At 50.4% G+C, this 24,881-nt stretch carries 19 protein-coding genes; 13 read left to right on the forward strand and 6 right to left on the reverse strand.

What is annotated here, in order from left to right; genetic code table 11:
* From thrS to C7K08_RS07065, 5 genes are all read left to right on the forward strand, one after another.
* Nucleotides 1-1,073: threonine--tRNA ligase (thrS, locus tag C7K08_RS07045; RefSeq protein ID WP_106499936.1), on the forward strand; the 1,073-nt coding region annotated here is incomplete at its 5' end.
* A 35-nt stretch (nt 1,074-1,108) separates the two neighbouring features.
* Nucleotides 1,109-2,146 (forward strand): glucokinase, encoded by a 1,038-nt coding sequence (glk, locus tag C7K08_RS07050; RefSeq protein ID WP_106499937.1) that lies wholly within the window; start codon nt 1,109-1,111, stop codon nt 2,144-2,146.
* A gap of 13 nt (nt 2,147-2,159) precedes the next feature.
* On the forward strand, nt 2,160-3,137 hold the full coding sequence (thrB, locus tag C7K08_RS07055) for a homoserine kinase (protein ID WP_106499938.1): 978 nt from the start codon (nt 2,160-2,162) through the stop codon (nt 3,135-3,137).
* 66 nt (nt 3,138-3,203) lie between these two features.
* On the forward strand, nt 3,204-4,721 hold the full coding sequence (locus C7K08_RS07060; protein WP_193464820.1) for an NAD(P)H-quinone oxidoreductase subunit 4: 1,518 nt from the start codon (nt 3,204-3,206) through the stop codon (nt 4,719-4,721).
* A gap of 4 nt (nt 4,722-4,725) precedes the next feature.
* Nucleotides 4,726-6,819, forward strand: a complete 2,094-nt coding sequence (locus tag C7K08_RS07065) for a M3 family metallopeptidase (protein ID WP_106499940.1) — start codon at nt 4,726-4,728, stop codon at nt 6,817-6,819.
* Here the strand turns inward: C7K08_RS07065 and folB are convergent.
* Genes folB through C7K08_RS07085 form a run of 4 tightly spaced genes read right to left on the reverse strand, consistent with a single transcriptional unit; the run spans nt 6,816 to nt 13,785 of the window.
* Entirely contained in the window at nt 6,816-7,172 is a 357-nt protein-coding gene (gene folB, locus C7K08_RS07070; protein ID WP_106499941.1) for a dihydroneopterin aldolase, read from the reverse strand. The genes C7K08_RS07065 and folB overlap by 4 nt on opposite strands.
* A gap of 4 nt (nt 7,173-7,176) precedes the next feature.
* Entirely contained in the window at nt 7,177-8,499 is a 1,323-nt protein-coding gene (locus tag C7K08_RS07075) for a glutamate-5-semialdehyde dehydrogenase (RefSeq protein ID WP_106499951.1), read from the reverse strand.
* A gap of 31 nt (nt 8,500-8,530) precedes the next feature.
* Nucleotides 8,531-9,448 carry an ROK family protein gene (locus C7K08_RS07080; RefSeq protein ID WP_193464819.1) on the reverse strand — a complete coding sequence of 306 codons (918 nt, stop codon included), beginning with the start codon at nt 9,446-9,448 and terminating at the stop codon, nt 8,531-8,533.
* Between the two features lie 44 nt (nt 9,449-9,492).
* Nucleotides 9,493-13,785: a translocation/assembly module TamB domain-containing protein gene (locus C7K08_RS07085; protein WP_161955831.1), complete on the reverse strand. Its 4,293-nt coding sequence runs from the start codon at nt 13,783-13,785 to the stop codon at nt 9,493-9,495.
* On the opposite strand from C7K08_RS07085, the gene C7K08_RS07090 reads away from it, so the two are divergent.
* From C7K08_RS07090 to C7K08_RS07120, 7 genes are all read left to right on the forward strand, one after another.
* Nucleotides 13,751-14,221: a Ycf51 family protein gene (locus tag C7K08_RS07090; protein ID WP_106499953.1), complete on the forward strand. Its 471-nt coding sequence runs from the start codon at nt 13,751-13,753 to the stop codon at nt 14,219-14,221. The genes C7K08_RS07085 and C7K08_RS07090 overlap by 35 nt on opposite strands.
* A 65-nt stretch (nt 14,222-14,286) precedes the next feature.
* Nucleotides 14,287-14,568, forward strand: a complete 282-nt coding sequence (locus tag C7K08_RS07095) for a hypothetical protein (protein WP_106499943.1) — start codon at nt 14,287-14,289, stop codon at nt 14,566-14,568.
* A 3-nt stretch (nt 14,569-14,571) separates the two neighbouring features.
* The gene (locus C7K08_RS07100; protein WP_241537123.1) at nt 14,572-16,164 is read left to right on the forward strand and encodes a CocE/NonD family hydrolase; all 1,593 of its coding nucleotides are present in this window, start codon (nt 14,572-14,574) and stop codon (nt 16,162-16,164) included.
* Nucleotides 16,165-16,215: 51 nt separating this feature from the next.
* Nucleotides 16,216-18,516, forward strand: a complete 2,301-nt coding sequence (gene glgB / locus C7K08_RS07105) for a 1,4-alpha-glucan branching protein GlgB (protein WP_106499944.1) — start codon at nt 16,216-16,218, stop codon at nt 18,514-18,516.
* A 49-nt stretch (nt 18,517-18,565) separates the two neighbouring features.
* Nucleotides 18,566-19,624 carry a uroporphyrinogen decarboxylase gene (gene hemE / locus C7K08_RS07110; RefSeq protein WP_106499945.1) on the forward strand — a complete coding sequence of 353 codons (1,059 nt, stop codon included), beginning with the start codon at nt 18,566-18,568 and terminating at the stop codon, nt 19,622-19,624.
* Between the two features lies 1 nt (nt 19,625).
* Entirely contained in the window at nt 19,626-20,663 is a 1,038-nt protein-coding gene (locus C7K08_RS07115; protein WP_106499946.1) for an NAD-dependent epimerase/dehydratase family protein, read from the forward strand.
* Between the two features lie 42 nt (nt 20,664-20,705).
* Entirely contained in the window at nt 20,706-21,062 is a 357-nt protein-coding gene (locus C7K08_RS07120) for a c-type cytochrome (RefSeq protein WP_106499947.1), read from the forward strand.
* A 67-nt stretch (nt 21,063-21,129) separates the two neighbouring features.
* On the opposite strand, the gene C7K08_RS07125 is transcribed toward C7K08_RS07120, so the two are convergent.
* Entirely contained in the window at nt 21,130-21,345 is a 216-nt protein-coding gene (locus C7K08_RS07125; RefSeq protein ID WP_106499948.1) for a hypothetical protein, read from the reverse strand.
* A gap of 444 nt (nt 21,346-21,789) precedes the next feature.
* Here C7K08_RS07125 and clpB point away from each other — a divergent pair, with 444 nt between their 5' ends.
* Nucleotides 21,790-24,387, forward strand: coding sequence for an ATP-dependent chaperone ClpB (gene clpB, locus C7K08_RS07135; protein ID WP_106499955.1), 2,598 nt, complete (start codon nt 21,790-21,792; stop codon nt 24,385-24,387).
* 9 nt (nt 24,388-24,396) lie between these two features.
* Here clpB and C7K08_RS07140 read toward each other — a convergent pair whose 3' ends face one another.
* Nucleotides 24,397-24,681: a 4a-hydroxytetrahydrobiopterin dehydratase gene (locus C7K08_RS07140; protein WP_106499950.1), complete on the reverse strand. Its 285-nt coding sequence runs from the start codon at nt 24,679-24,681 to the stop codon at nt 24,397-24,399.
* Nucleotides 24,682-24,881 lie beyond the last annotated feature (200 nt).

Below are 24,881 nucleotides of genomic sequence, written 5' to 3' on the forward strand. Positions count from 1 at the left end.
CTGGTTATGAGTTGCTCTATACCCCCCATGTGGCTGATATCAGCCTCTGGAAAACATCAGGACACCTTGATTTCTACGCTGAAAGCATGTTTGGSCCCATGCAGGTGGATGAACGTGAATATCAATTGAAACCGATGAATTGCCCTTTTCATGTTCTAACCTATGCAAGTAAGTTGAGAAGTTATAAAGAATTACCAATTCGCTGGGCCGAGCTTGGCACCGTATATCGCTATGAACGGCCTGGGGTAATGCATGGGTTGATGCGGGTGCGAGGCTTCACCCAGGATGAYGCCCATGTTTTTTGCTTRCCGAATCAAATAGGCGATGAAATATTAAAAATACTAAATCTCACTGAGGAAATATTATCCACATTTGATTTCACCAATTATGAAATCAACCTYTCCACAAGGCCAGAAAAATCAATCGGTGATGATGCCGTTTGGGATTTGGCAACAAACGGATTAATTGAGGCCCTAAACCGCAAGGGATGGAGCTACAAGGTAGATGAAGGTGGTGGAGCTTTCTATGGCCCTAAAATTGATCTAAAGATTGAAGATGCCATCGGCAGGWTGTGGCAATGCTCAACGATTCAGCTGGATTTCAACTTACCTGAACGTTTTGATTTGGAATATGTTGCTGCCGATGGCAGTCGCCAAAGGCCAATCATGATCCACCGGGCCATATTTGGCTCCCTGGAAAGATTTTTTGGAATTATGACCGAAAACTATGCCGGCGATTTCCCCTTTTGGCTAGCACCTGAACAAATACGCCTTCTGCCTGTTACGGATGAGGTGATCGGTTATGCCGAAGCGATCCAGGCTGAATTTCAGAAGGCGGGGATTCGCAGCACAATCGATAGAAGCGGAGAGCGCCTTGGGAAATTAATCAGGAATGGCGAACAACAAAAGATTCCTGTTCTTGCTGTTATTGGCATTCAGGAGGCGGAACAGCAAAGCCTTAGCTTGCGCAGTAGACGCCAGGGGGACCTWGGAATTGTTTCAAAAACAAAKTTATTGGCTGCTGCCCAAGAGGCCAATCACAACCGAAACTCAAATTTAACTTTTACAGCATAGATAAGCATTAGTTTAGTAACGAACAAAAATTTTTTATGTCGCTTTTATTAGCTGGTGATCTGGGGGGTACAAAAACCCTCCTGGCCCTTTATGAATCAACRGGTAATCAACTCAATTGCCTCACTCAAAAGCGCTTCGGTTCAGCTGAATGGCCCCACCTGCTGCCAATGCTGCAAACCTTTCTTGGCGAACAGCTAAAAACTGGTTTGCGCGTAGATGCAGCCTGTATTGCCGTGGCSGGGCCAGTGCAGCACGGCAAAGCYRCAATCACCAACCTGGCCTGGGACCTCGATCAACAGGAATTGGCAACCAGTAGTGGCTTAGCGCAACTGGAGTTGGTTAATGATTTTGCCGTTTTGGTTTATGGCCTACCCCATTTGAACAGTGAGCAACAAGTAACCATTCAGGTGGGCAGTGCCGATCCAAATGGCCCGATCGCCATCATCGGCGCCGGCACCGGGCTCGGAATGGCAAGGGGTTTTAAACATCATGGTGAGTTGTTATCCCTTGCAAGTGAGGGGGGCCATCGGGAATTTGCACCGCGAAATACCGATGAAATGCTCTTGGAGGGCTGGTTGCGCAAGCACCTAGGGGTTGATCGTCTCTCGGTGGAAAGGGTGGTGAGTGGCACAGGCCTTGGTCTTATTTATCTYTGGCTTGAGCACTGCGGCGCAGAAGAAGAGCATTTTCCCCTTTCTGAAGCAGCTAAGGCCTGGCGGGATCTTCCMCCCGGCAGCCCCAATCGCCCCGATCTTCCAGCCCTTGTGGCCAAACAAGCAGCCAATGGGGGGCCCATAGCCAGCCGTGCCCAAGAGATTTGGCTTGGCGCCTACGGCTCTGCAGCCGGCGACCTAGCTGTTCATGAAATGGCTTCTGGCGGTTTATGGGTTGGTGGTGGCACCGCCAATAAACAACTRGATGGTTTGAAGTCGSAGGCTTTCCTTAGCGCCATGGCGAAAAAGGGACGCTTCAGTGAATTTGTAGGAAATCTGCCTGTAAAAGCCCTGGTTGATTCAGATGCCGGTTTGTTCAGCGCTGCCTGCAGGGCACGGGTGCTGGCAGAGTGCGCCTAGCAGAGGAATCGCCATGGAGGCGAACGGCCATAGGGCAGCGCCATCCCAACCAAAAATAGGGGAGGCTGTGTTGGTGAATGTGCCAGCCACAACCGCAAATCTGGGCCCTGGCTTTGATTGCCTTGGTGCAGCCCTGGAATTGGGCAACAGGTTTCAACTCACCGTGCTGGAGGGAGGTGGCGGGCGATTTGAACTGGTGATCGAGAGCAGCGATGGCTCCCATCTGCGCGGAGGCCCAGACAACCTTGTTTAYCGTTCAGCCCAACGGGTATGGCGAGAGGTGGGCATGGAGCCCATGGCCTTGGAGGCAAGGGTTCACCTGGCGGTTCCGCCAGCTAGGGGCTTGGGCAGCAGTGCCACCGCGATTGTGGCCGGCYTAATGGGGGCAAACGCCTTGATGGGGGAACCCTTAGGCAAAGAAAAACTACTTGAATTAGCAATCGACATTGAGGGGCATCCCGACAATGTTGTGCCGTCTTTGCTTGGGGGTTTATGCCTAACGGCCAGGGCGGCATCCCACCGCTGGCGGGTGGTGCGCTGCGACTGGCATCCCACGGTTCAAGCGGTGGTAGCAATTCCCACAATCCGCCTTTCCACAGCAGATGCCCGCCGGGCAATGCCAAAACACATCGGCATTCCAGATGCTGTWGCRAATCTGGGCTCGCTAACCCTGCTACTGCAAGGTTTACGCACGGGCAATGGCGATTTAATTGCCGATGGCATGCACGATCGCCTGCACGAGCCCTACCGCTGGCCCCTGATCCAAGGGGGCACCGAGGTGCGRAAGGCCGCCATGGGCGCAGGAGCATGGGGCTGCGTAATCAGTGGAGCTGGTCCTAGCTTGTTGGCCCTATGCCCACCAGAAAAAGCTGTTTTGGTGGCCGAGGCAATGGCAAAAAGCTGGGAAGAACGGGGAGTGGGKGCAAGAACAGAAATCCTGCCCCTGCAAAAAGGTGGCAGCAGTTGGAGCAAGGCCGCAGAAATTAGCTGAGTAGAACTACTCAGCTGGTGAGGTCAAACTGGTAGGTTGGCCACTGCCCGGTGCTGGTGGCAAACGTTGGATCTAAGCCTGATCGTGTTGCTGCCTYTGGCGGGCGTGCTGATTTTGGCCCTATTGCCGGCGGGCTGGCAAAAGAGCTGTAGGTGGGTGGCTTTAAGCACCCTGCTAGCCGACCTTGGCTTGATGATTTGGTCCTTTTGGCGCCATTTCGATCCARCCTTGGGCAGCTTGCAGTTGGTGGAGCGCATTAACTGGCTGCCTGCCATGGGCCTGCAATGGTCTTTGGCCGCCGATGGAGTTTCAGCACCGCTGGTTTTGCTCAGCGGCCTCGTAACGATGCTTACGGTGGCAGCGAGCTGGAAGATCGAACTCAAGCCAAGGCTCTATTTCGCCCTTCTTTTGGCCCAGGCATCAGCCCAAGCGGTTGTGTTTYTATCCCAAGATTTTCTCTTGTTCTTCTTGGCCTGGGAACTTGAACTGGTGCCRGTATATCTWCTAATCGCAATCTGGGGCGGACAAAAAAGACAATATGCAGCTACAAAATTCATTCTCTACACCGCAACTGCATCATTACTAATACTAATTAGCGGCCTTGCTCTAGCTTTTCATGGTGAGGGATTCACCTTGAATTTACAAGAACTATCACAACGCAGTTATAGCGGTAATTTTGGTTTACTTTGCTACCTTGGGTTTTTAATTGGATTTGGCGTAAAACTTCCTATATTTCCCTTGCATACCTGGCTGCCAGATGCCCACGGTGAGGCCAATGCMCCTGTTTCAATGCTCCTTGCTGGGGTGCTACTGAAAATGGGTGGCTATGCGATTCTCCGTTTTAATGTGCAGATGTTGCCGGAAGCCCATCTAAAATTAGCGCCAGCCTTAATGGTGCTGGGAATTGTAAATATTGTGTATGGAGCCCTGAATGCATTCGGGCAAGACAATGTGAAAAGGCGCATTGCCTGTAGCTCTGTGAGCCACATGGGATTTGTGCTTCTAGGAGTTGCGGCTGTTAATGATTTGGGTTTGAACGGAGCGATGCTGCAAATGATCAGCCATGGCTTGATAGCAGCGGGCTTATTTTTTGTTACTGGTGTTTTTTATGAACGCACTAAAACATTATCAATTCCRAACATGGGTGGGCTGGCAAAGGTTCTGCCRATTACATTTGCATTATTTCTAATTACTTGCCTTGCCTCATTAGCCCTACCTGGAATGAGTGGCTTTGTGAGTGAAATAACAGTGTTTCTAGGTATAACAAGTAATGATAGCTTTACCATAGGCTTTAGGGTAATAACTATTGTTTTATCTGCAATTGGCTTAATCCTAACGCCAATGTATTTATTAAGTATGTGCAGAAGAGTATTTTTTGGACCCCGTATCCCAGCCCTTGCAACTCTTGGCGACATGAACCCGAGGGAATTAACGATTGCACTTGTGTTGGTGGTGCCAACTCTCATGATCGGCTTTTGGCCCCGCCTTGCCAGCGGCATATACGACGCCACCACAGACGCAATCTCCGCMCAAATCCACAGCTCCCTTGTGGCCCTACTAGAAATGTCATCCGCCATCGGCTGAGCCCATGACAGTTGCTGAATTAGCCAACTTAGAACTCCTAAAAGGCAAGGGCTTACCTCAATTCGATGCGATTGATGCTTCCCAAGTAAACGAAGGCATCCCAGCCCTGCTGCTGGATTTAAAAGAGCAGCTTGATTCGCTAGAACTTTTGATTGAAGCCGAAGAAAAGGCTGGAAATATTCTTCAATGGAACCAGTTGATGGCTCCACTGCAGCAGCTGGGCGAAAGGCTTAGGTGGAGTTGGGGTTTGGTTTGTCACCTGTTGGGGGTGTGCAATAACCCAAGCCTGCGGGAGGCCCATCAGCAAAATCAAGCAGCGGTGGTGCAATTCTCTAGCCGTATTGCCCAATCAAAACCCATTTATCGGGCCCTATTAGCCCTWGAACAACAAGATGAAAGTTTAGATAATTGCCAAAAACGTATTATCAAATCTGAATTACTCGGAATGCGGCTGAGGGGTGTGGGTTTAGCAGCAGATCAACAGGAGATATTTAATCAGTTAAGCGAACAATTGAGTGCGCTTGCCACAAGTTTTAGCAATAATCTGCTTGATAGCACTGCAAATTGGAGCTTATTACTAACGGATGAGAGTCAAATTGCAGGCTGTCCCCATAGCTTAAGAGAACTTTTAGCTCAAGCTGCCCGTGAAAAAGACCATCCTGATGCCAATGCAAATAATGGACCATGGCTATTGGGTTTAGATCAACCGCGCTATGGACCATTTATGCAATTTAGTGAATCGAGGCAACTCAGGGAAAAATTATATAGGGCTTTTATCAGCAGGGCAGCCAGTGAACCCAACAACAATCAACAATTAACATCTGAAATYCTAAAATTACGTCAAGAGAAAGCCGAATTACTTGGTTATGCAAATTGGGCAGAGGTGAGCCTTGCAACCAAAATGGCTCCATCTGTTGCGGCAGTAGARGGGCTATTGGAGGATTTAAGGAATCCAAGCATTGAATTTGGCAAGCAGGAGTTGGCTGAATTAATGGCATTGGCTCCGAATAAAACCAAGCTAGAAGCCTGGGATATGAGCTATTTGAGTGAAAAGTTAAGGCAGGAACGTTTCAACCTAGATAGTGARGCAYTRCGCCCGTGGTTTCCCCTGCCCCAGGTACTWGATGGATTGTTTGCCCTCTGCGAAAGGATCTTTGCAATTCGAATTGAAATAGCCGATGGCCAAGCGCCCATTTGGCACCAAGATGTGCGCTACTTCAAAGTGTTTGAGGCCGATACAGGTAGCCAACTRGCCTCCTTCTACCTCGACCCCTACAGCAGACCAGGTAGTAAACGTGGTGGAGCCTGGATGGATGAATGTTTAGGTCGGCAGCGYAATAGTGAAGGCGAAWTAGTATTACCAGTTGCCTATTTAATTTGCAATCAAAGCCCACCGGTAGGTGAAACCCCTAGCTTGATGACCTTCAATGAAGTTGAAACCCTATTTCATGAATTCGGCCACGGCTTACAGCATATGCTCACAACTRTKGAGCAACCRGARGCAGCCGGCATAAACGGKGTTGAGTGGGATGCCGTTGAATTGCCAAGCCAATTCATGGAGAACTGGTGCTACGAAGAAAAAACGCTTAATTCCATTGCTCGCCATTGGCAAAGCGGTGAACCATTACCGAATSAGGAACGCCAAAAACTATTTAAGGCCCGYAATTTCATGGCTGGTGCCGCCACCCTAAGGCAGGTGCATCTCGCCTTAACAGACCTCCATTTACATGCCCATTGGCGCGCTGATTCTGGCGTTAGCCCTGAGCAAATGCGGCGGCAAATTGCWTTAAATACAACCTTGTTASCGCCACTTGAAGAAGATGCAATGCTTTGCAGCTTTGGRCATATCTTTGCTGGTGGTTATTCCGCTGGTTATTACAGTTATAAATGGGCAGAGGTATTAAGTGCCGATGCCTTTGCTGCCTTTGAAGAGGTGGGCTTAGARAATGAAGTCGCCCTACAAGCAACTGGCAGACGCTTTCGCGCAACGGTTTTAAGCCTTGGGGGTAGCAGAGCGCCCCAAGAGATTTTTGAGCAATTTCGTGGTCGCCCCCCCTGCGCTGCTGCCCTACTAAAACATTCRGGKTTAACCCATTAATCACGGCGCCGGCGCACGGCTACGCAACCGTTAAAACCTGCTATTGGCGCATTGCACTTCCGCAGTTCTAYTTCGARTGGCATCACTCCATAAATTGAATCAATAGTTTTAATTAMTTGCTCCGAAAAGCATTCAATTGTTTGGCAATTTATTTGCCTAGCAAGTTGCCTTATCGATTCAATCACATCTGCATAGTTAAGCGTTTTTGTTAGATCATCATTTTCCCCAGCCRCTGCTAGGGGTAAATATAGGTTGATATCCAACTCAAACCATTGGCCATATTTACGYTCCCATTCGAGAACCCCCACATGGGCCCAAAGCCGAAGCCCACGGATAATAACGGCATCATTCATTTACTTAAAGTGCTAAATCTTGATGTTTAAATTTGCTTTCGCCGCTGCTATAGGAGCTAACCACTTGGCCGCTTCCGCGCAACCTATAGCGATAGGTAACCAAACCCTCTAGGCCAACGGGTCCCCTTGGAGGCATTGTTTGGGTACTTATGCCAACCTCTGCGCCAAAGCCATAACGAAATCCATCGGCGAATCTAGTTGAACAATTGTGATACACACCAGCGCTATCAACCCTGGCRAGAAATTGTTCAGCTGTATTGGCATCACTGCTGCAAATGGCATCTGTATGACGGGAGCCATAACRCTCTATGTGGGCTAGGGCCGTTTCAAAATCAGGCACCACTCGTATGGCAAGRATTAAATCTAAATATTCCTCACTCCAATCAAACTCTTGAGCAGCCTTSCYAACACCATGGCGTTGCGCTTCAGAATCACCCCGCAATTCCACCCCGGCTTGCAGCAGAGCTGGCACCGCCGCCTGAAGGAAATCAGCTGCCACCTCTCGATGAACTAGAAGGGTTTCCAATGCATTGCAAGCAGCTGGATATTGCGTTTTACTATCTAATGTAATAGCTACGGCTTGATTAATATCTACYATGCGATCAATATATAAATGGCACACCCCATCCGCATGGCCTAAAACAGGAATGCGGGTGTTGTCTTGAATAAAACGAACCAATTCATTAGACCCGCGCGGAATTATCAAATCAACCAAGCCATCGAGTTTTAATAGGGCAAGACTTTCCTCCCTACTGGTGAGCAATGCAAGCGCATTGGGATCTACCACTGATCGTTGCAAACCATCCTGCAAYGCCTGCATAATTGCTGCGCAACTTGCAATCGCTTCTCTACCGCCTTTAAGRATTGCCCCATTACCAGATCGAATCGCAAGGGCTGCAATTTGAATAACAGCATCGGGTCGAGCTTCAAATATCACCCCTAAAACACCGAGCGGAACACTCACCCGCTCCAATAAAAGCCCATCATCYAAAGCTCGATGCAACTGGCGGCAACCGAGGGGATCCGACAGGCCGGCCAATTGCCTAACCCCTGCTATCGCAGCWTCTAACTTGGCTCCATCCAGCTTTAGCCTCGCCAGCAAAGCCGGTGCCAATTCCTCTGCCGCAGCAGCAGTTAGATCCTCAGCATTTGCCYTAAGGATCGTTTCCCCATGCAGTTCAAGGGAATCGGCCATCGCAAATAGGGCCTGCTGCCTTTCGGCATTGCTGCAGCGGGCCAGAACAAGGGCATGGCGCCTAAGGCTTGCAGCCMTAGCCAATAGTTCAGGGCTGGGGTTTGCAATCGGATTGCTTAGGGCTGGAGCCATGGCTGCTTTGGATTTTTTMTTGCAAATATCATCACTGCCCAGGGGTGAGCARTTTGTTGAGCGCCAGCCGAGCCGCCCCAAGGCGACCAGCCCCATTACCTAAGGCGGCGGGCAAGATCGCTAAACCCTCGCGGCTAGGAGCTAAAACCCGGCGCTGCACCTCAGCCTTTAGGGCGGGGGCGAAATAGGGAAAAGCTGCACTCAGGCCACCGCCTAAAAGCAGCCGCTGGGGAGTGAAGCAATAAATCAAAGAGCTGATGCCACAACCAAGCAAAGCGCCATAACGGTGCCAGGCAGCCAGGGCACTTTGATCACCGGTGGCAGCCAATCTGGATAGCTCGGCTGGGGCGTGGCCGCTTGCTTTTGTGAGGGCAGAAATACTGCAAAAGCTTTCAATGGAGCCATTATTKCCACTATTGCAAGCTGGGCCATTGGGATCAAGACCAATTAAGCCAGGCTCCACCGCCGCACCATTACAACCCAGAAATAATTGGCCAGCAATTATTACCCCGCCACCAACTCCTGTRCCTAAAGTAAGCAACACAAGATCATCAAATCCTTTACCAGCGCCCCTCCAATGTTCACCATATACGGCGCAGTTACCATCATTKCCKARCACCACAGGTAGATTTAATTTTGTTTCCAACCAATCGGCCAGAGGCACATCYTGCCAACCGGGTAAATTAATACATATACGGGCGATTCTGCCTGTGCCATCAATTGGTCCTGGGATACCAACGCCAATAACTGAAGCTTGATGCTCAGGATCTAACTGATGAATCATTTCTATTAAYTTAGAACATATGGCTTCCGGTGTAGCTGGGGATGGAGTTGGTTGGTTTAGTTCAGCGAGCAAATCACCAGCTTGATTAAAGCGAGCTAATTTCAAACCAGTGCCACCAACATCCACACCGATCAATTGAGCTTGATTCTGCCTGATTCCAATCATCAGCTCCTCCAAAAAGCTTTAGTAGTGAAAGAACAAAATTGCACTTAGAAGCGGAAAAATAATTGAACCTGGCTTTGCCAGCGGCCCTGTTGGTCAAAGGACCCCTGTAAACCTAAGTTGTCGGTGGCTTGGAAGCGCAAGGTGGCCTCTGGGGGAATGTCGCTGCGATTAGGCGCTGCCAATACAGATAAATTAATTCGATCCGTAATATCCAAACCCACCTCTGAACCGAGCACCAATTTGGATGGCACCCTTCGATTACTGCTGGTGGAGCTAGTGGAATTAGCTACGTATGGATCAAGGAAAGCTGGGTATAAAGCCACGTTGAGCCTTTGACCCAGCAGTTCAGAAAAACCACCAACAACAGGTGTGAGCAGGGTTTGACCTAAAACCGTTACCAATGCCGTGCCCGCATCCCCCCCGGCCAAACCAGCCAAGGAATTACCACCCAAAAGGGCGATCAAACGCTCCCGCGGCARTGGGGGAAAACTACGCAATTCAAGGTTGTCGCCGATGCGATCCGCTGGGCCTTGAACCTTCACAAGCACTTTTACTAAGTTAAGGCGATCAAGATTTGAATAGCTGCCCTGTAATTGATCACCGCTCTGGGGGCCCGCCCGCTCACCACTGCGCACCTGATCAGAAACCCTTGTTGTTAGGGCTAAATCGAGGTAAGGAATAAGCCCAAGGGATGGGGTGAAAACCGCCACGTTTGGGCTGTTGTTATCAAGGCGCAAACTGCTGGTAAATACATTGATCCTGCCCTGCAATAGTCGCACCACCCCAGAAAGTTGAATATCTGGTCCCAAGATGCCATTTAAACTAACTAAACCAGCCAAACTAAAATCTGCAACSGGCGGAGCTGTTATGCGKAGATCAGGCCCRAGAGTTAAGCGTAAATCTTTTAATTTCAAGATCCCAAATGCAGGAATGGCTTGGCGCAGTGCCACCCCAGAACTTGATTCAACAGTTGGGCCTAGCAACACCAGCGGTTGCTGAAATTGCCATTTGATTTCTGGCAACCTTTGCTCTAGCGGTATTTTTTTGCCATTAGCTCCAGCCAACTGGGTTGCTCCCAGTTGCAATCGACCATTGCTCAGAGCGAGCTCACCTCCAAGTTCGGGCTTAAGTAAAGTGCCAGTAAGTAATAGCTCTCCATCGCTACGCAGCCTGAGRTTTTGCTGTTGAATAGGAACATTATTAAAGCCAATTTTAACTCCTTTGGGATCACTTTGATCGGAGATATTAATTAAAGGCAAACTACCTTTAGCTTCGATATTTCCGCTGCCAACAGAGGCGCTAAACTCTTCAATAACCAGCCGTTTAAAATCAAAAAACAAGGCCGCTTGCAGCTTATTTAATGTTTGGCCCGCCACCTTAATTTCCGCKTCGCGAAGGCGAATAAAACCGTTGGCAATCGGTTTTTGACGGCTACCACGCACCAATAACTGAAGATCTGCCGAACCCTCACGCCATTCCATGGTGCTTTTGAGTAGGGCCGCAAGGAATATCAAACCGTCGTTTCTACTTGAAAGACGGAGTTCCATTCCCTCCTGCGTTGGGTTTAKGGGTAGCCGACCGCTYAGGTCGATACTGCTGCTGGCGGCGCCGCCCCTGAGGGCAAGATCCAAATCCAAAWGCTTATTTTTTAATTCAATTCGGCCCCGCTCAAGCCGCAGCRCTTGGTTGCGCAACATGCCTTGCTCAAGTGCAAGTTCCACCTGGATACCTTGATCAGCCTTGCCACTGCTCCACTTCCCCCTACCGCTGAGGGCACCGCGCAAACCCGATGGCACTGGCGTAAGCAGGGCGATCAAGCCAATGGGCAAGCCACTGAAGCTGAAATCACCACTCCCCTGGCCCTGAATAGAAACCACAAAGGGTTGCAATTGCAGCGGYTTATCAAAGTTCTGAGCCTCAAGCCAGATCTGCCCCCGGGCAGCAGCAGAGAGATTTAATTGCCTGGTGTTGGGTCCCCGCAAACTGATATCGGCATCCATCAGGCCCCGCAGGGCCTCCGGGGAAGTGCGGCCATTGCCTGAATCAACGCTGCGCGCCGCAGCAACTTGAGCTTCAGCCTGGCGCAACAACAGCAATTGGCCATCYAGGTTTKCCCCTAGGGTTGCAATATCAAGGCCAAGCAGATCAMCRGCCTTGCCTTGACCAAACTTATTTAGCGGTTGGCTAAAGCTTTGCCAGAGGTTCCAAATCGCCTTTGGCTGTAGGCGACGCCCCCGCGCCTGTAGATCTAATTGACCGGMAATTGCACCTTTTGCAATCAGGCTTACTTCAGCACCATCACCTGAATCCAAGTTTGCCTTGATCGCATAGCCAGGGCTGCGTAATTTACCGCTGAGAACAATTGATTTTCCGCGCCATAGGGCGATGGCTGGCCGTTGCCAAATGGCAGAACCCGCCAAGGAAAAAGGCGCCCTCTCCAAATTGCCACTGCCCGTAAGGATGCCGCCAAACAACAACGGCTTGCGCCCCCGTAGCTGCAACCTCAGGGGTTCTAAAGGCCATTGCTGCGCCCACCAGCGGTAACCAGCGGCGGCGGCAACAAGCCGCAATTCACCTGGGCCTTGTTGCCAGCTGAGATTTTGCAGTGCCCCAGCCCGCCAGTTGCCAGTGATCAATCCAGATCCTGAACGCAACCAAAAATTGTTTTGTTGCCACTTTCCGCTCCATTCACCCGGCAGCTGTAGGGGCCCATAGGCGGGATTTTGCAGCAATAGCKTTCCCTGCAAAACTGGTTTTTGCAGGCTGCCGCTCAGCTCGGCAGTGGCATTTAAAAAGCCAGCAARCTGTTGATTTGGGCTTAATTTTTGCAAATTAAAGCGATCTAGCGAAATGAGCCCAGCCACTGCGCCTTTGGCTAGGGGCATACCTTTTTTGGGTTGCCAATAGCCATTGATTCGGAATGGTCCATTCGCCAACACCTCCAATCTTCCTGCCCGCCAGCTGTAGCTGCCCCGCAAAGGATCCTTGAGGCGGGGAACGGCAAAAGCAAAGTTTCCGCCAAGGCTTTTCAAACTTCCATGGCCAAAGCCTTTACCACTTGCCTTKAGATTGCCCCTAAAAGTGCTTGCCCAGGTGATGCTCGGGCTTGAGAGCCACCATCTACCAGCATCTAAACCTCCACGGCCACTTAAAAGCGAGTAACCAGCTGGCTTGGTTGGGGCCACAGCGGAGAACTCTTGCAGTCGCCATTTGCTTCCAGATCCTTCCAAAGCAGCAAACAGCTTCAGCTTTGGAATTGCAGAGCTGCTCTCCAGGTGKCCCGCCAGGGCGAATCGCAATTTGCTCGGTTGATTCCAGCGCAGGTTGCCAGCGAGATCGCCGCGCCAAGCAGCCCACTGCCACTGGGCCGGGGCTAAAACCAATTCCTCTCCTTTGCAAACCAATTTCAAGTTTTTGGCCYGMAGAGGATCGCCCAATTGGAATGAAAAGCGCTCAAGCCCCAATGGCCCCCAGCACTGCCAGCGGCCGTTGCGACGGTTTAACAGCAACAAGCCGCTGCTTGAACCATGCACTTTTTCCCTTGCAAAACTTGGCAAAAARGCATTGATCGGTTTTAGGGGTAATTGCTGCAGGGCCAGTTGCAGCTGCARGTTGCCCCCTTCGCCCCAATGATTTCTAAGTTTTAAACGAAKCGGTGCAAAAGATTGTTTATTCGAAATTGGCCTAATGCCAGGCCATAARTGGGCATKAAGATCTAGCTTGCGRTTTGGCAAATCAAGATCTAACTGGCCTTGGCTGGCACTCCACTGGCCGCCCCTATCAAGCGCTAGGCGCGCCGTATTAAGCAATTTAAGTTGCAATCTCAGGCGTGGTGCTTTGCCTCGCCCCCGGGGAAAAACCCAATAGGAACCTTCCCTATTGCGATTCAAATGCACTTGGTAGTTGCTTAAACCAATCTGCAAAACAAGTTCCCGTTGCTGCCAGCTTTTAAGCAGATCCGGCAGTAACCAAACCTGCTGGGCAGCCATGGTTGAGCTATCCAGGCCACTGGGGCCTACCCGGGTTGGTCCGAAGCCGATTCCAGCGGGGCCGATGCCTTGAAATGGCCCCAAATCAACGGGGTGGGCAAGGCCCCTTTCAAGCCAGAATTCCAGCTGACGGTGCCAGGCAGCTGTTTTGCTGTCCCCAGAGAAAGGGGCAACACCACASCCGGCGATGCTAAGCAGCCCCAGCAAGCTAAATGGGCCYACGACCCGCTGGATCAATCCCCCCATGGCGGCGGTGATTTCTTCCAGGTTTGGCGCAATATAAGGTTTAACCAGATTTGATTCATGGGTATCAATGGCCGCTGATCCACTGCTACTAAAAGCAGGCACCTGGATAGGCATCGCAGCGGCTTTTATCGGTTTAACCACAGCGATCGGCTTTTGGAAAGGTTGGGCTATCCGCTTTCGTTTAGTGGGTGTAACGAGTTTCACCTTGCTTTTAGCTTTGGGTTGCGCTGCTTTTGCCATCAGCTACAGCCCGAGGCTCAAGGTGGAAGGGGCCCTTTATGTGCCGGTTGTTTACGACAACGGCAGCGATTTGGTTGTTGCAGCAGCCGGCGCTGATTTCCCTAAAGAAGCGGTGCAGCCCACCCTGCAACAACTAGCCACAAACCTGCGCGGCAGTGGTCGAAATAGTGGTGATGGCTTAGTTCATGTGAAATTGCGTAGCTTGCAAGATCAGGCTGATGGCAGCAGCAAACCAGTGGTTTTAGGGGAAGCGATTCGCGATCTWAAAACAGGGTTGGTTACCCAGCCAGAGAACTGACACTGCAACCAGCCAAGGGGAACCGCTTGGACCTGAAATGAACTGATCTGATTAATTGGCTGGAAATGGCTTCCCATCGCCTGTTGCCAAGCTTGGCTGGGTTGGTTTTAAGCCTYAGCTTTAGTGGCGCCTATGCAGGGGCAAGCCCCCTGCTGGAATCGGTTAAACAAAACAAACAACTTGCCCAACAGTTGTGCGGTGAATTCCGCAAACTCAATGCCAGCGGTCAAAAGGCCCATGGACCGGYKGCTGTTCGCAGCACTGCTGCCAGCCAGGGCCTTAGCACCATCGACGCCGAAATTCTCAACACCTATGTGGTGGGAATGTATTGCCCTGAAGTGCGTTGAGTTTTGGCAGTTGAAGTAAAACAACTTGCCATCCCAATGGGGGATGGGGTTCTACTTCGCGGTGAACTTTGGCAACCAGCAGGAAGGGGTAGATGGCCAGGGCTATTGATGCGTCAGCCCTACGGCCACCGCCTTGCATCCACCGTTGTGTATGCCCATCCSAGCTGGTATGCCCAGCAGGGCTATTTAGTTTTTGTTCAAGATGTGAGGGGYTGCGGWGAATCGGAAGGGGAGTTCCAGGGCTTTAGCCAAGAGATCAGCGATGGCAGCAGCAGCCTGCTGGCSCTGAGGAGTCACCCCCTCTGCAATGGGCGCGTTGGCAGTTACGGCTTTAGTTATCAAGGCCTTACCCAGCTATTAGGTAACCCCGCMGATGCCATGGCTCCTGCCATGACCGGTTGGAACCAACGTTTACAYCTGGCAAGTGAAGGGGGTGCCCATTTTTATGCAAAYAATTTGGCCTGGGGCCTCCARTTAGCAGCCGAACAATGCAGGCGTTCAAATAAAAMCGATCAATGGAATGCCATYCGCGCRAGCCTGCAAGGGGGTGRTTTTCTTGTWAAYGGGCTTGAGCTACTACGCCAGGTAAATCCAGGAAATCCAGTGCTGGCCTGGTTTAACCGTAATCCACTAGCGGCGGAATCCTGGCAGGAGCAGGCACCGGATCCAGCGGTTTTGCGATTGCCCCTATTACTACCCCAGGGTTGGCACGACCCTTACTTGAGGGGCGGCCTTGATATTTGGAAACTCAGTAAGCAAGCTGGCGGCAACCCATTGCTGCGCATCGGACCCTGGAGCCACTTGAGCTGGGATCGCAGGGTTGGCAGTGTTGACCAAGGGCCCCACGCCTGTGGTGGGGTAGATGAATGGCAACTTGCTTTTTTTGATCAGCACCTGCGCGATCGCTTACCGCCTAAGGAAGCAGTTCCCTGCTTGGTTTTTGATTTACTCGCCAAGGTTTGGCARCAAAGGGATCCAGCGMGGCCCAGCAATCAAACCTGGGGCTTGAGCAGTGGAGGCTTRGCCGCCAGCCGCAGTGATGAGGGTGAGCTCTTAGCAAATCACCAAGGCAGGGGCATTGTGTATTGGGTGCACGACCCCTGGAGAGCGGCGCCTGGATGCGGTGGCCACCTGGGTGCAGATGCGGGGATCCAGGAGAGAGGCGCTATTGATGGCAGAGCTGATGTGGTTTGTTTCACGGGCGCCCCAGTTAAGGAGCCACTWGAGCTCTGGGGTGCACCGCAACTAACAGTGGTGGTGGCAGCTGATCAAGCGGGCTTCGACCTTTGCGCCAGCTTGGCGGTGGTGCGCAAGCAAGGAGCAGAGGTGTTGGTTCTAAGCACAGGCATTTTGAGGCAACTGGGGRAACACTGCTTGCATTTGGCACCTAGGCAAGTGCAACTTCAACCGCTGCTGGCCACTCTGCAACCAGGGGAGCAGCTCAGATTGTGCATAGCTGCTGCCGCCTGGCCCCAGGTAAGCGTGAATCGCGGTGATGGCCATTGGGCTCCTGGGCCCGTGGGGCCAGAACATCTCAGCATTCGTTTGGAGATGCAATTAGAAGGAAGTGGTTTGGAGCTCAAAGCTATGGGKTAAAGGGGCCACGAATCCGTTTAGGCTCCGGCACAGCTATGGAAAAGGGCCGCGATGGTTGTGGAAAGCATTGATTGGATGTTTGCCGATGGCGAGCGGCTAGCCACCTGCAGCCACAACCACCCCTTTGCGGTGCTAGGCCCCCAGCCCCTAGCTGATGGCAACTGGGTAGTGCGGGCATGGCTGCCCGATGCAAACCAAGTGTGGCTCTTGCACCAGGGCCAGGAATTGGCGATGGAATGCCCCCATCACCCTTGGTTATTTGAAAAAGTGCTGCCCCAAGAGCCAGGCAGTGGCTACAGGCTGAGGGTTCACAGGGCTGGCATTACCCATGAACAACACGATCCCTTTGCCTTCCGTGAGGAATGGATGGGGGAAATGGATCGCCACCTTTTCTCTGAGGGTAACCACCACCACATTTGGCGSMGGATGGGTGCCCACCCCACCGAACAACAGGGGGTGGCAGGGGTGCAATTTTGTGTGTGGGCGCCCAGTGCCCGCAGTGTTGCCCTAATTGGCGATTGCTGTGGCTGGGACGGCAGACACCTGCCGATGCAASAACGCCTGGGGGGCAGCTGGGAATTATTTGTGCCTGGAATTGGCGTAGGCCATCSCTACAAATATGAGGTGCGCAGCCAAAACGGCCACTGCTAYGAGAAGGCYGATCCCTATGGATTTCAACATGAGGTAAGGCCCCTGCAGGCATCGCTGGTGGCAGATCTGAATAACTACGAMTGGAACGACACCAGTTGGTTGCAGCAAAGGGATAGCCGTAATCCCCTCGACCAGCCSGTTTCTGTTTACGAAATGCAYCTGGGCAGTTGGATGCATGGTGGCGCTGATCAGCCATAYATAGAAAGCAACGGTGAAGCTAGAACCCCAGTTCCAGCTGCCGATTTAAAACCTGGRGCCCGCTTACTCACCTATCCAGAATTAGCTGATCGCGTTATTCCATACGTAAAGGCAAGGGGCTTCACCCACATTGAATTAATGCCCGTTGCAGAGCATCCATTCGATGGTTCATGGGGTTATCAAGTAACKGGCTTCTATGCACCAACAAGTAGATTTGGGCCCTTARATGARTTCAARGCTTTTGTTGATCGCTGCCATAAAGAGGGCATCGGTTTGATCCTGGATTGGGTGCCTGGACACTTCCCTAAAGATGCCCACGGCCTCGCTTTCTTTGATGGYAGCCATCTCTATGAACACGGTGATTCCCGCATCGGTGAGCATAAGGAATGGGGAACACTAATTTTTAATTACAGTAGAAATGAGGTTAGGAATTTCCTGGTTTCAAATCTTCTATTTTGGTTTGAAGAATTTCACATTGATGGCATCCGCGTAGATGCGGTTGCATCGATGCTTTATCGCGATTACCTAAGGCCTGATGGTGAATGGTTACCCAATGAACATGGGGGCAGGGAGAATCTTGAAGCCGTTCGCTTTATGCAACAGGCAAATTCAGTGCTATTYMACTATTTCCCTGGTGCCCTGGCGATCGCAGAGGAATCCACCACTTGGCCGATGGTTACGATGCCAACCCACATGGGGGGCCTTGGTTTCAACCTGAAGTGGAACATGGGTTGGATGCACGACATGCTCGATTACTTCGAGCTAGATCATTGGTTCCGTCAGTTCCACCAAAACAACATAACCTTCTCAATTTGTTATCAATACACTGAAAATTTCATGCTCGCCTTAAGCCACGAYGAAGTGGTACACGGCAAGAGCCACCTGCTCCAYAAGATGCCGGGTAGCGATGAATTAAAATTCGCCAATGTAAGGGCATTGCTCACATTTATGTGGACCCACCCTGGCAAGAAAACAATATTTATGGGTATGGAGTTTGGTCAAAGGGGTGAATGGAAYGTKTGGGGTGATCTCGAATGGGACAAGCTTCAATATCCAGCCCATCAGGGCCTATTAAACCTGGTGGACGACCTTAACAGTTTCTATAAATCAGAGCCAGCWTTRTGGCGCAGTGATTTTGCTAATTACGGTTTTCAGTGGATAGATTGCGACGACAAYAGCCACAGTGTTGTGAGCTTCATGCGCCGCGATGAGCACGGTGGKGATTGGGTGGTGGTGGTTTGTAATTTCACCCCTGAAGGCCATGGCAACTACCGCATTGGCGTTCCTGTTAACGGCTTCTATAAAGAAGCTTTCAACAGCGATAGTTCACGCTATGGCGGCACTAACCAAGGTAATTTGGGCGGCAAGTTCAGCGATGGCCAAGCTATGCATGGCTACGAACAATCCCTCGATCTMTGCCTGCCACCATTAAGCGTATTGGTGTTAAAGCTCGACCCCAGTCGCCAATTAGCTGCGGCAATCCATGAAGAGAGCGCCAAATAAGGTTGATTGGTCGGGTAGCGTCAGCGGCTAACTCTCCTCCCTTGCTGCCATGAGCAACGCCTTACCCCTGCTGCTGCGTGCCGCCCGTGGTGAACAGGTGGAGCGTCCCCCCGTKTGGATGATGAGGCAGGCGGGTAGATACATGAAGGTGTATCGGGATTTGCGCGATCGCCATCCCTCCTTCCGCGACCGCTCAGAAAATCCAGATCTCTCCTATGAAATATCAATGCAACCCTTCCAGGCCTTCCAGCCGGATGGGGTGATTCTGTTTTCAGACATCCTCACCCCCCTGCCGGGGATGGGCATTGATTTCGACATCATTGAAAGCAGGGGGCCAATCATTGATCCACCCATACGTTCGATTGCCCAAGTGGAGGCCCTGCGCCMGCTTGAACCTGCCAGCAGCCTCGCTTTTGTAGGGGAGGTACTCGGCAGGCTTAGGGAGAGTGTTGGTTCAGAGGCAGCCGTGCTCGGTTTCGTTGGTGCCCCCTGGACCTTGGCTGCCTACGCAGTTGAAGGTAAAAGCAGYAAAGACTATGCGGTKATCAAGGCGATGGCCTTTAGGGAACCGCAATTAATGCATCGATTGCTTTCSCAYTTTGCCGACAGCATCGCCACTTACGTGAACTATCAAATTGATAGTGGCGCCCAAGTTGTTCAACTATTTGATTCATGGGCTGGCCAACTGAGCCCGATTGATTACGACACCTTTGCTGCCCCATACCAAAAACGGGTGATCGACCAGGTGCGAGCTAAGCATCCAGAAACACCRTTGATCCTCTACATATCAGGCAGCGCGGGGGTGCTTGAAAGGATGGCAGCCACAGGGGTTGACTTCATCTCCCTSGATTGGAGTGTTGATATGGCCGATGGCTGCAAACGCTTACCGCACCATGTGGGCATCCAGGGAAATGTGGATCCCGGCCTGCTATTTGGTACGCCGGAAGCGATTCGCCATCGCATCATCGATACGGTGCGTAAGGCGAGAGGCCGTAGGCACATTCTCAACCTGGGCCACGGCATTTTGCCTGGCACCCCGGAAGAAAATGCCAGGGTTTTCTTTGAAACRGGCAAACGGGTAAATGAACTAATGGGCACGGTGGGTTGAGGTGAGCCCCGAACGGATTCTGATCACCGGCGCCAGTGGCTGCGTTGGTCAACACATCTGCCATCAGTTATTTCAGCATTCAGATGCTGAGCTTTTGTTGTGGTTGCGCAACCCAAGCAAATTAACGGCCGTTCCCCACAACCATCCGCGCATAACCCTATTGGTGAGCGACCTACGCGATCAAAGCAGCCATGATCAACTGCTTAAGGGCGTTACCCGGGTAATACACACAGCCACAGCATGGGGCGACCCGTTGAGGGCAAAGCAGGTAAATGTTGATGCTGTAAAAGAATTATTAGCTCGTTTAGATCCAACAAAATTAAACCAAGTTATTTACTTTTCAACCGCAAGTATMTTAAACAAAGATTTACAGCTATTTRATGAAGCTGAAGAATTTGGAACTGAATATATCCAAACCAAAGCCCAATGCCTGCGCCAATTAGAAGCTCAYCCATTGGCAGCAAAGATTGTTGCAGTGTTTCCCACCCTGGTATTTGGTGGCAGGGTTGATGGCATGGGGGCCTTCCCCAACAGCTATCTCACCTCAGGCCTTGGCGAGGCCATTGGCTGGCTATGGCTGGCCCGCTGGCTTCGTGCWGATTCCAGCTTTCATTTCATCCATGCGGCAGATATTGCAAAAGTGTGYTGCCACCTGTGTTTAGCCCCCCATCAAGCCAATCCAGAGGCCGGTCAAGGGGCSGTGCGGCGATTGGTGTTGGGTCAGCCGGCAATAACGATYAACAAAGCTGTTGCCCAGCTTTGTTGCTGGAGGGGMATGTGGCGCCCCCCTGGCATACCGCTGTGGGGTTGGTTAATTGAAGCCTTGATCAAGGTTCTGCCGATAGAAATCAACGCCYGGGATCGCTTCAGCATTCGCCAAAGACACTTTGTGCATAGCCCRATCAGCCCCCCWGAAAGATTTGGTTTGCATTCCCATGCYTCAAACCTTGAGGCGGTGTTCAACGAAGCCGGCCTACCCCAGCGGGGTCCCCTGCGCCAAGCAACTACATGTCAAAGCGTTGCAGAGGGCCCAAGCTAGGTAGAGCTTTTACTAAGTTGGTAAGGAAAATTTTTTGCGCCCATGCGTCGCCTACTTGGCCTAGTGGCCCTCTGTTTTGCTTTCATTTTCGGCAGCCTTTCCCTTGGTTCAGCCCCCGCCTATGCAGCGGAYATTGCCCACGGCGCCCAGGTGTTTTCAGCCAACTGTGTGGCCTGTCACATGGGTGGCGGCAACGTGGTTAACGGTGAACGCACCCTCAAAGCTGAGGCTTTGGATGCATACCTCGCCGAYTACAGCGCTGGCCATGAAGCTGCTATCGCCTATCAGGTAACCAATGGCAAGAACGCCATGCCAGCCTTTGGCGGCAAACTTTCCGACACCGACATTGCAGATGTTGCTTCCTATGTGGAAGACATGTCTGCCAAGGGCTGGAGCTGATCAGSTCTCCTGCAAAATCCCTAGAAGATCAGGAAGCCGGCTTAGAAATAAGCCGGYTTTTTAGTGGTTATGCATTTCCCTGAATGGCCTTGCAATGGGCTAACAATTGAAGATAAAGATCCTCTGGAATTTCACGAATATCATATTCACTTGGCAGAACRCCATGCTGRAAGCGGTGAACAGTAAGCCAGCAATTACGCTCTAGATCATTACTTGTATTTTTAAATGTATCCACCTCCATGGCAAGTGATTCAATTARATCAAGCGGAAAAATTTCAGCCATACAAAAAACAAGCCCCAGGGCAGACAAGCAATTGTTTTCTAGCTAGAAAGCCAGTAGTGCAAGCCTAGCAATGAAAATCAAACTGTTGATCTGGGCCTTGATTTTMCCCCTATCAGCGCTGGCCCAACCAACACAGCCATTTGCRAGCCAAAGGCCAGGKCTCACCCCAGGGGGTTGCGCCTGGCTGGTGCCGTGGGGGATGGAGTATGCCCAACCAAAACAATTACCCCCWAGCGAAGTTGCAAGTAAAAATGCGAGGGGCTGTTTATCACAATTCGATGCTTATTATGGGTTAAATGGATGCCCATTAAAATATTGCAACTACAAGGATATTGGAGAATAATTTATTAAGAGTGCTGTGTACGGTTTTCCTGATCGGCAAACCCCACCTTAAAAAGCATCACTTGCCCATAGGTTGGATCCAGGAACAGAGCAAGCAAAGTGATTCAACCAACAGCTGAGCAATTCACCGAACAGGCCTGGGCAGCCGTAGTAGCAGCGCAAGCCATTGCCCAAAAGCAGCGCCATCAACAACTTGAAACCGAACACCTTTTTCTCGCCCTAATGCAACAGCCGCAGGGCTTGGCCGTTCGCATTTTAGAAAAGGCCGAACTTGTTCCAAGCCAGCTTTCTGAACAGATAGAGGCATTTATTCAAAGGCAACCAAGCCTGGGCAGCATTCCAAGCAATGTATATATGGGCAAGGCTATGCAAACACTATTGGAGCGAGCTGATRATTTAARAAAAGAACTAGAAGATAGTTTTATTTCCATTGAACACCTTCTACTAGCCCTCGCCATAGATGATCGTTGCGGTAAACAACTATTGCAGGCTGCRGGATTAGATGAAGCAAAATTACGTGATGCAATTAAGTGTGTTCGAGGTAGCCAGAGGGTTACCGACCAAAACCCAGAGGGAACCTATGAATCATTAGAAAAATATGGCCGTGATCTAACAGCCGCCGCCCGCCAGGGGAAATTAGATCCTGTGATTGGCCGCGATGAAGAGATCCGTCGCACCATACAAATTTTATCTCGCCGCACTAAAAATAATCCGGTKTTAATTGGTGAACCCGGSGTTGGCAAAACGGCAATTGTTGAAGGTTTAGCGCAACGAATAGTTAATGGTGATGTGCCATCTGCGCTACAGAACAGACAACTTATTTCCCTTGATATGGGAGCACTAATTGCAGGWGCTAAATATCGAGGTGAATTTGAGGAAAGATTAAAGGCAGTTTTAAARGARGTTACATCTAGTGATGGGCAAATCGTATTGTTTATCGATGAAATTCACACGGTGGTTGGCGCTGGAGCAGCCGGCGGATCGATGGATGCCAGCAAYCTGCTAAAACCAATGTTAGCCCGGGGTGAATTGCGTTGTATTGGTGCAACCACCCTTGATGAACATCGCAAGCATATTGAAAAGGATCCAGCCCTCGAGCGCCGCTTCCAACARGTATTTGTAGATCAGCCAACGGTTGAAGACACAATTTCAATCCTTCGTGGCCTCAAGGAACGCTATGAGGTGCACCACGGCGTAAGAATCGCAGATACAGCTTTAGTRGCGGCTGCAGTGCTTAGCAGCCGCTACATTGCCGATCGATTCCTTCCGGATAAAGCAATTGATCTTGTGGATGAATCGGCAGCACGCTTAAAGATGGAAATAACCTCAAAACCAGAGGCCATTGACGAAATCGATCGTAAAATACTGCAATTGGAGATGGAAAAACTATCCCTAGGWCGTGAATCAGATGCCGCCAGCAAAGAAAGGCTTGAGARAATTGAGAGGGAACTAGCAGAATTAAATGAGCAACAAAGTGGSCTTAACGCCCAATGGCARAAAGAGAAAGGTGCAATTGATAATTTACAGGCATTAAAAGAAGAGATTGAGCAGGTTACCCTACAGGTAGAGCAGGCAAAACGTAATTATGATTTAAACAAAGCCGCAGCATTGGAATAYGGCACATTGGCTGAATTAAATAAGAAACTTGCCGCTAGAGAAGAAGAGCTAGGYAGTGCGGATAGCGATAGCTCAACACAGCAATTATTGCGCGAGGAAGTCACTGAAGACGATATTGCCGAAGTTATTGCTAAATGGACWGGCATTCCAGTGAGCAAGTTAGCCCAATCAGAAATGGAAAAACTGCTTGAATTGGAAAAGCAATTGCATGGGCGTGTTATTGGTCAAACTGAGGCTGTTTCTGCTGTTGCTGATGCAATTCAACGCTCYAGGGCTGGACTATCGGATCCGAATCGGCCCATAGCTAGCTTTCTTTTTCTTGGCCCCACCGGTGTTGGTAAAACCGAATTAAGTAAAGCGCTAGCGGCTGAATTATTTGATAGTGAAAATGCCTTAGTGCGAATTGATATGAGCGAATATATGGAAAAGCATGCTGTTTCAAGGTTGATTGGAGCGCCCCCTGGCTACGTTGGTTTTGAGGAGGGGGGGCAACTCACGGAAGCGGTAAGAAGGAGGCCCTATGCCGTTATTTTATTTGACGAAATWGAAAAAGCACATCCGGATGTGTTCAATGTAATGCTGCAAATTCTTGATGATGGCAGRGTTACTGATAGCCAGGGCCGTACGGTGGATTTCACAAATACAGTTCTAATCCTCACCAGTAATATTGGTAGCCAATCAATATTAGAATTGGCTGGAGATGATGGCCGCCATGATGAAATGGAGCGAAGGGTAAATGAAGCCCTGAGAAGCCACTTCAGGCCAGAATTCCTAAAYAGGCTAGATGAAACAATCATATTTCATAGTTTAMGGGCTGATGAACTACGCCAAATTGTTGGATTGCAAGTGCAAAGGCTGGCAAAACGTTTAGCAAACCGMAAAATAAATTTAAATGCTGAAAGTAGTGCCCTAGATTGGCTTGCAACMRCTGGCTACGACCCTGTTTATGGGGCAAGGCCACTTAAGCGTGCAATCCAAAGGGAATTGGAAACACCCATAGCCAAGGCTATCCTTTCCGGCAGCTATACAGCGGGGAGCACAGTATCGGTTACTGCGTCAAACGATGGCTTGRTATTTAATTAAWTWTCCTATTYAAGGGCAAATTTGATTTATTTGCTTAGCTAAATTTAYATCTAAATCAGATATACCACCTAGATCATGGCACACTAATTCAATRCTTACTTTATTCCAGCTATTACTCCAATCTGGGTGATGGCCCAGCTGTTCAGCTGCCATGGCAACCCTCACCATGAARGCAAAGGCCTCTGAAAAATCATTGAAGTGCCATGTGCGYKTGATCTTTCCATCTTGCACTTGCCAGCCAGGCAAAATACTTGGCAAWTCTTTTAGCTCTGAATCGTTTAWYAAAYGGGYCATGGAATTCAGGTGGCGCGATTCACTCAAAACTAKAMCTGGCACACCTATGAAGCAGCTAATTCGAAGTTATATTACTCATAACTCAAAAATAAGTCGCTTAATCTACAATCAGCGCAAGACAAATGTCAAGACTCTTTAGTTTAAGCGGTAAGCCAACTGCTTGAATAGAAAGCAGAAGATATTAAATTACACCATTAAAA

This window comes from Synechococcus lacustris str. Tous (genome assembly GCF_003011125.1).
Classification (GTDB): Bacteria; Cyanobacteriota; Cyanobacteriia; order PCC-6307; family Cyanobiaceae; genus Synechococcus_D; species Synechococcus_D lacustris.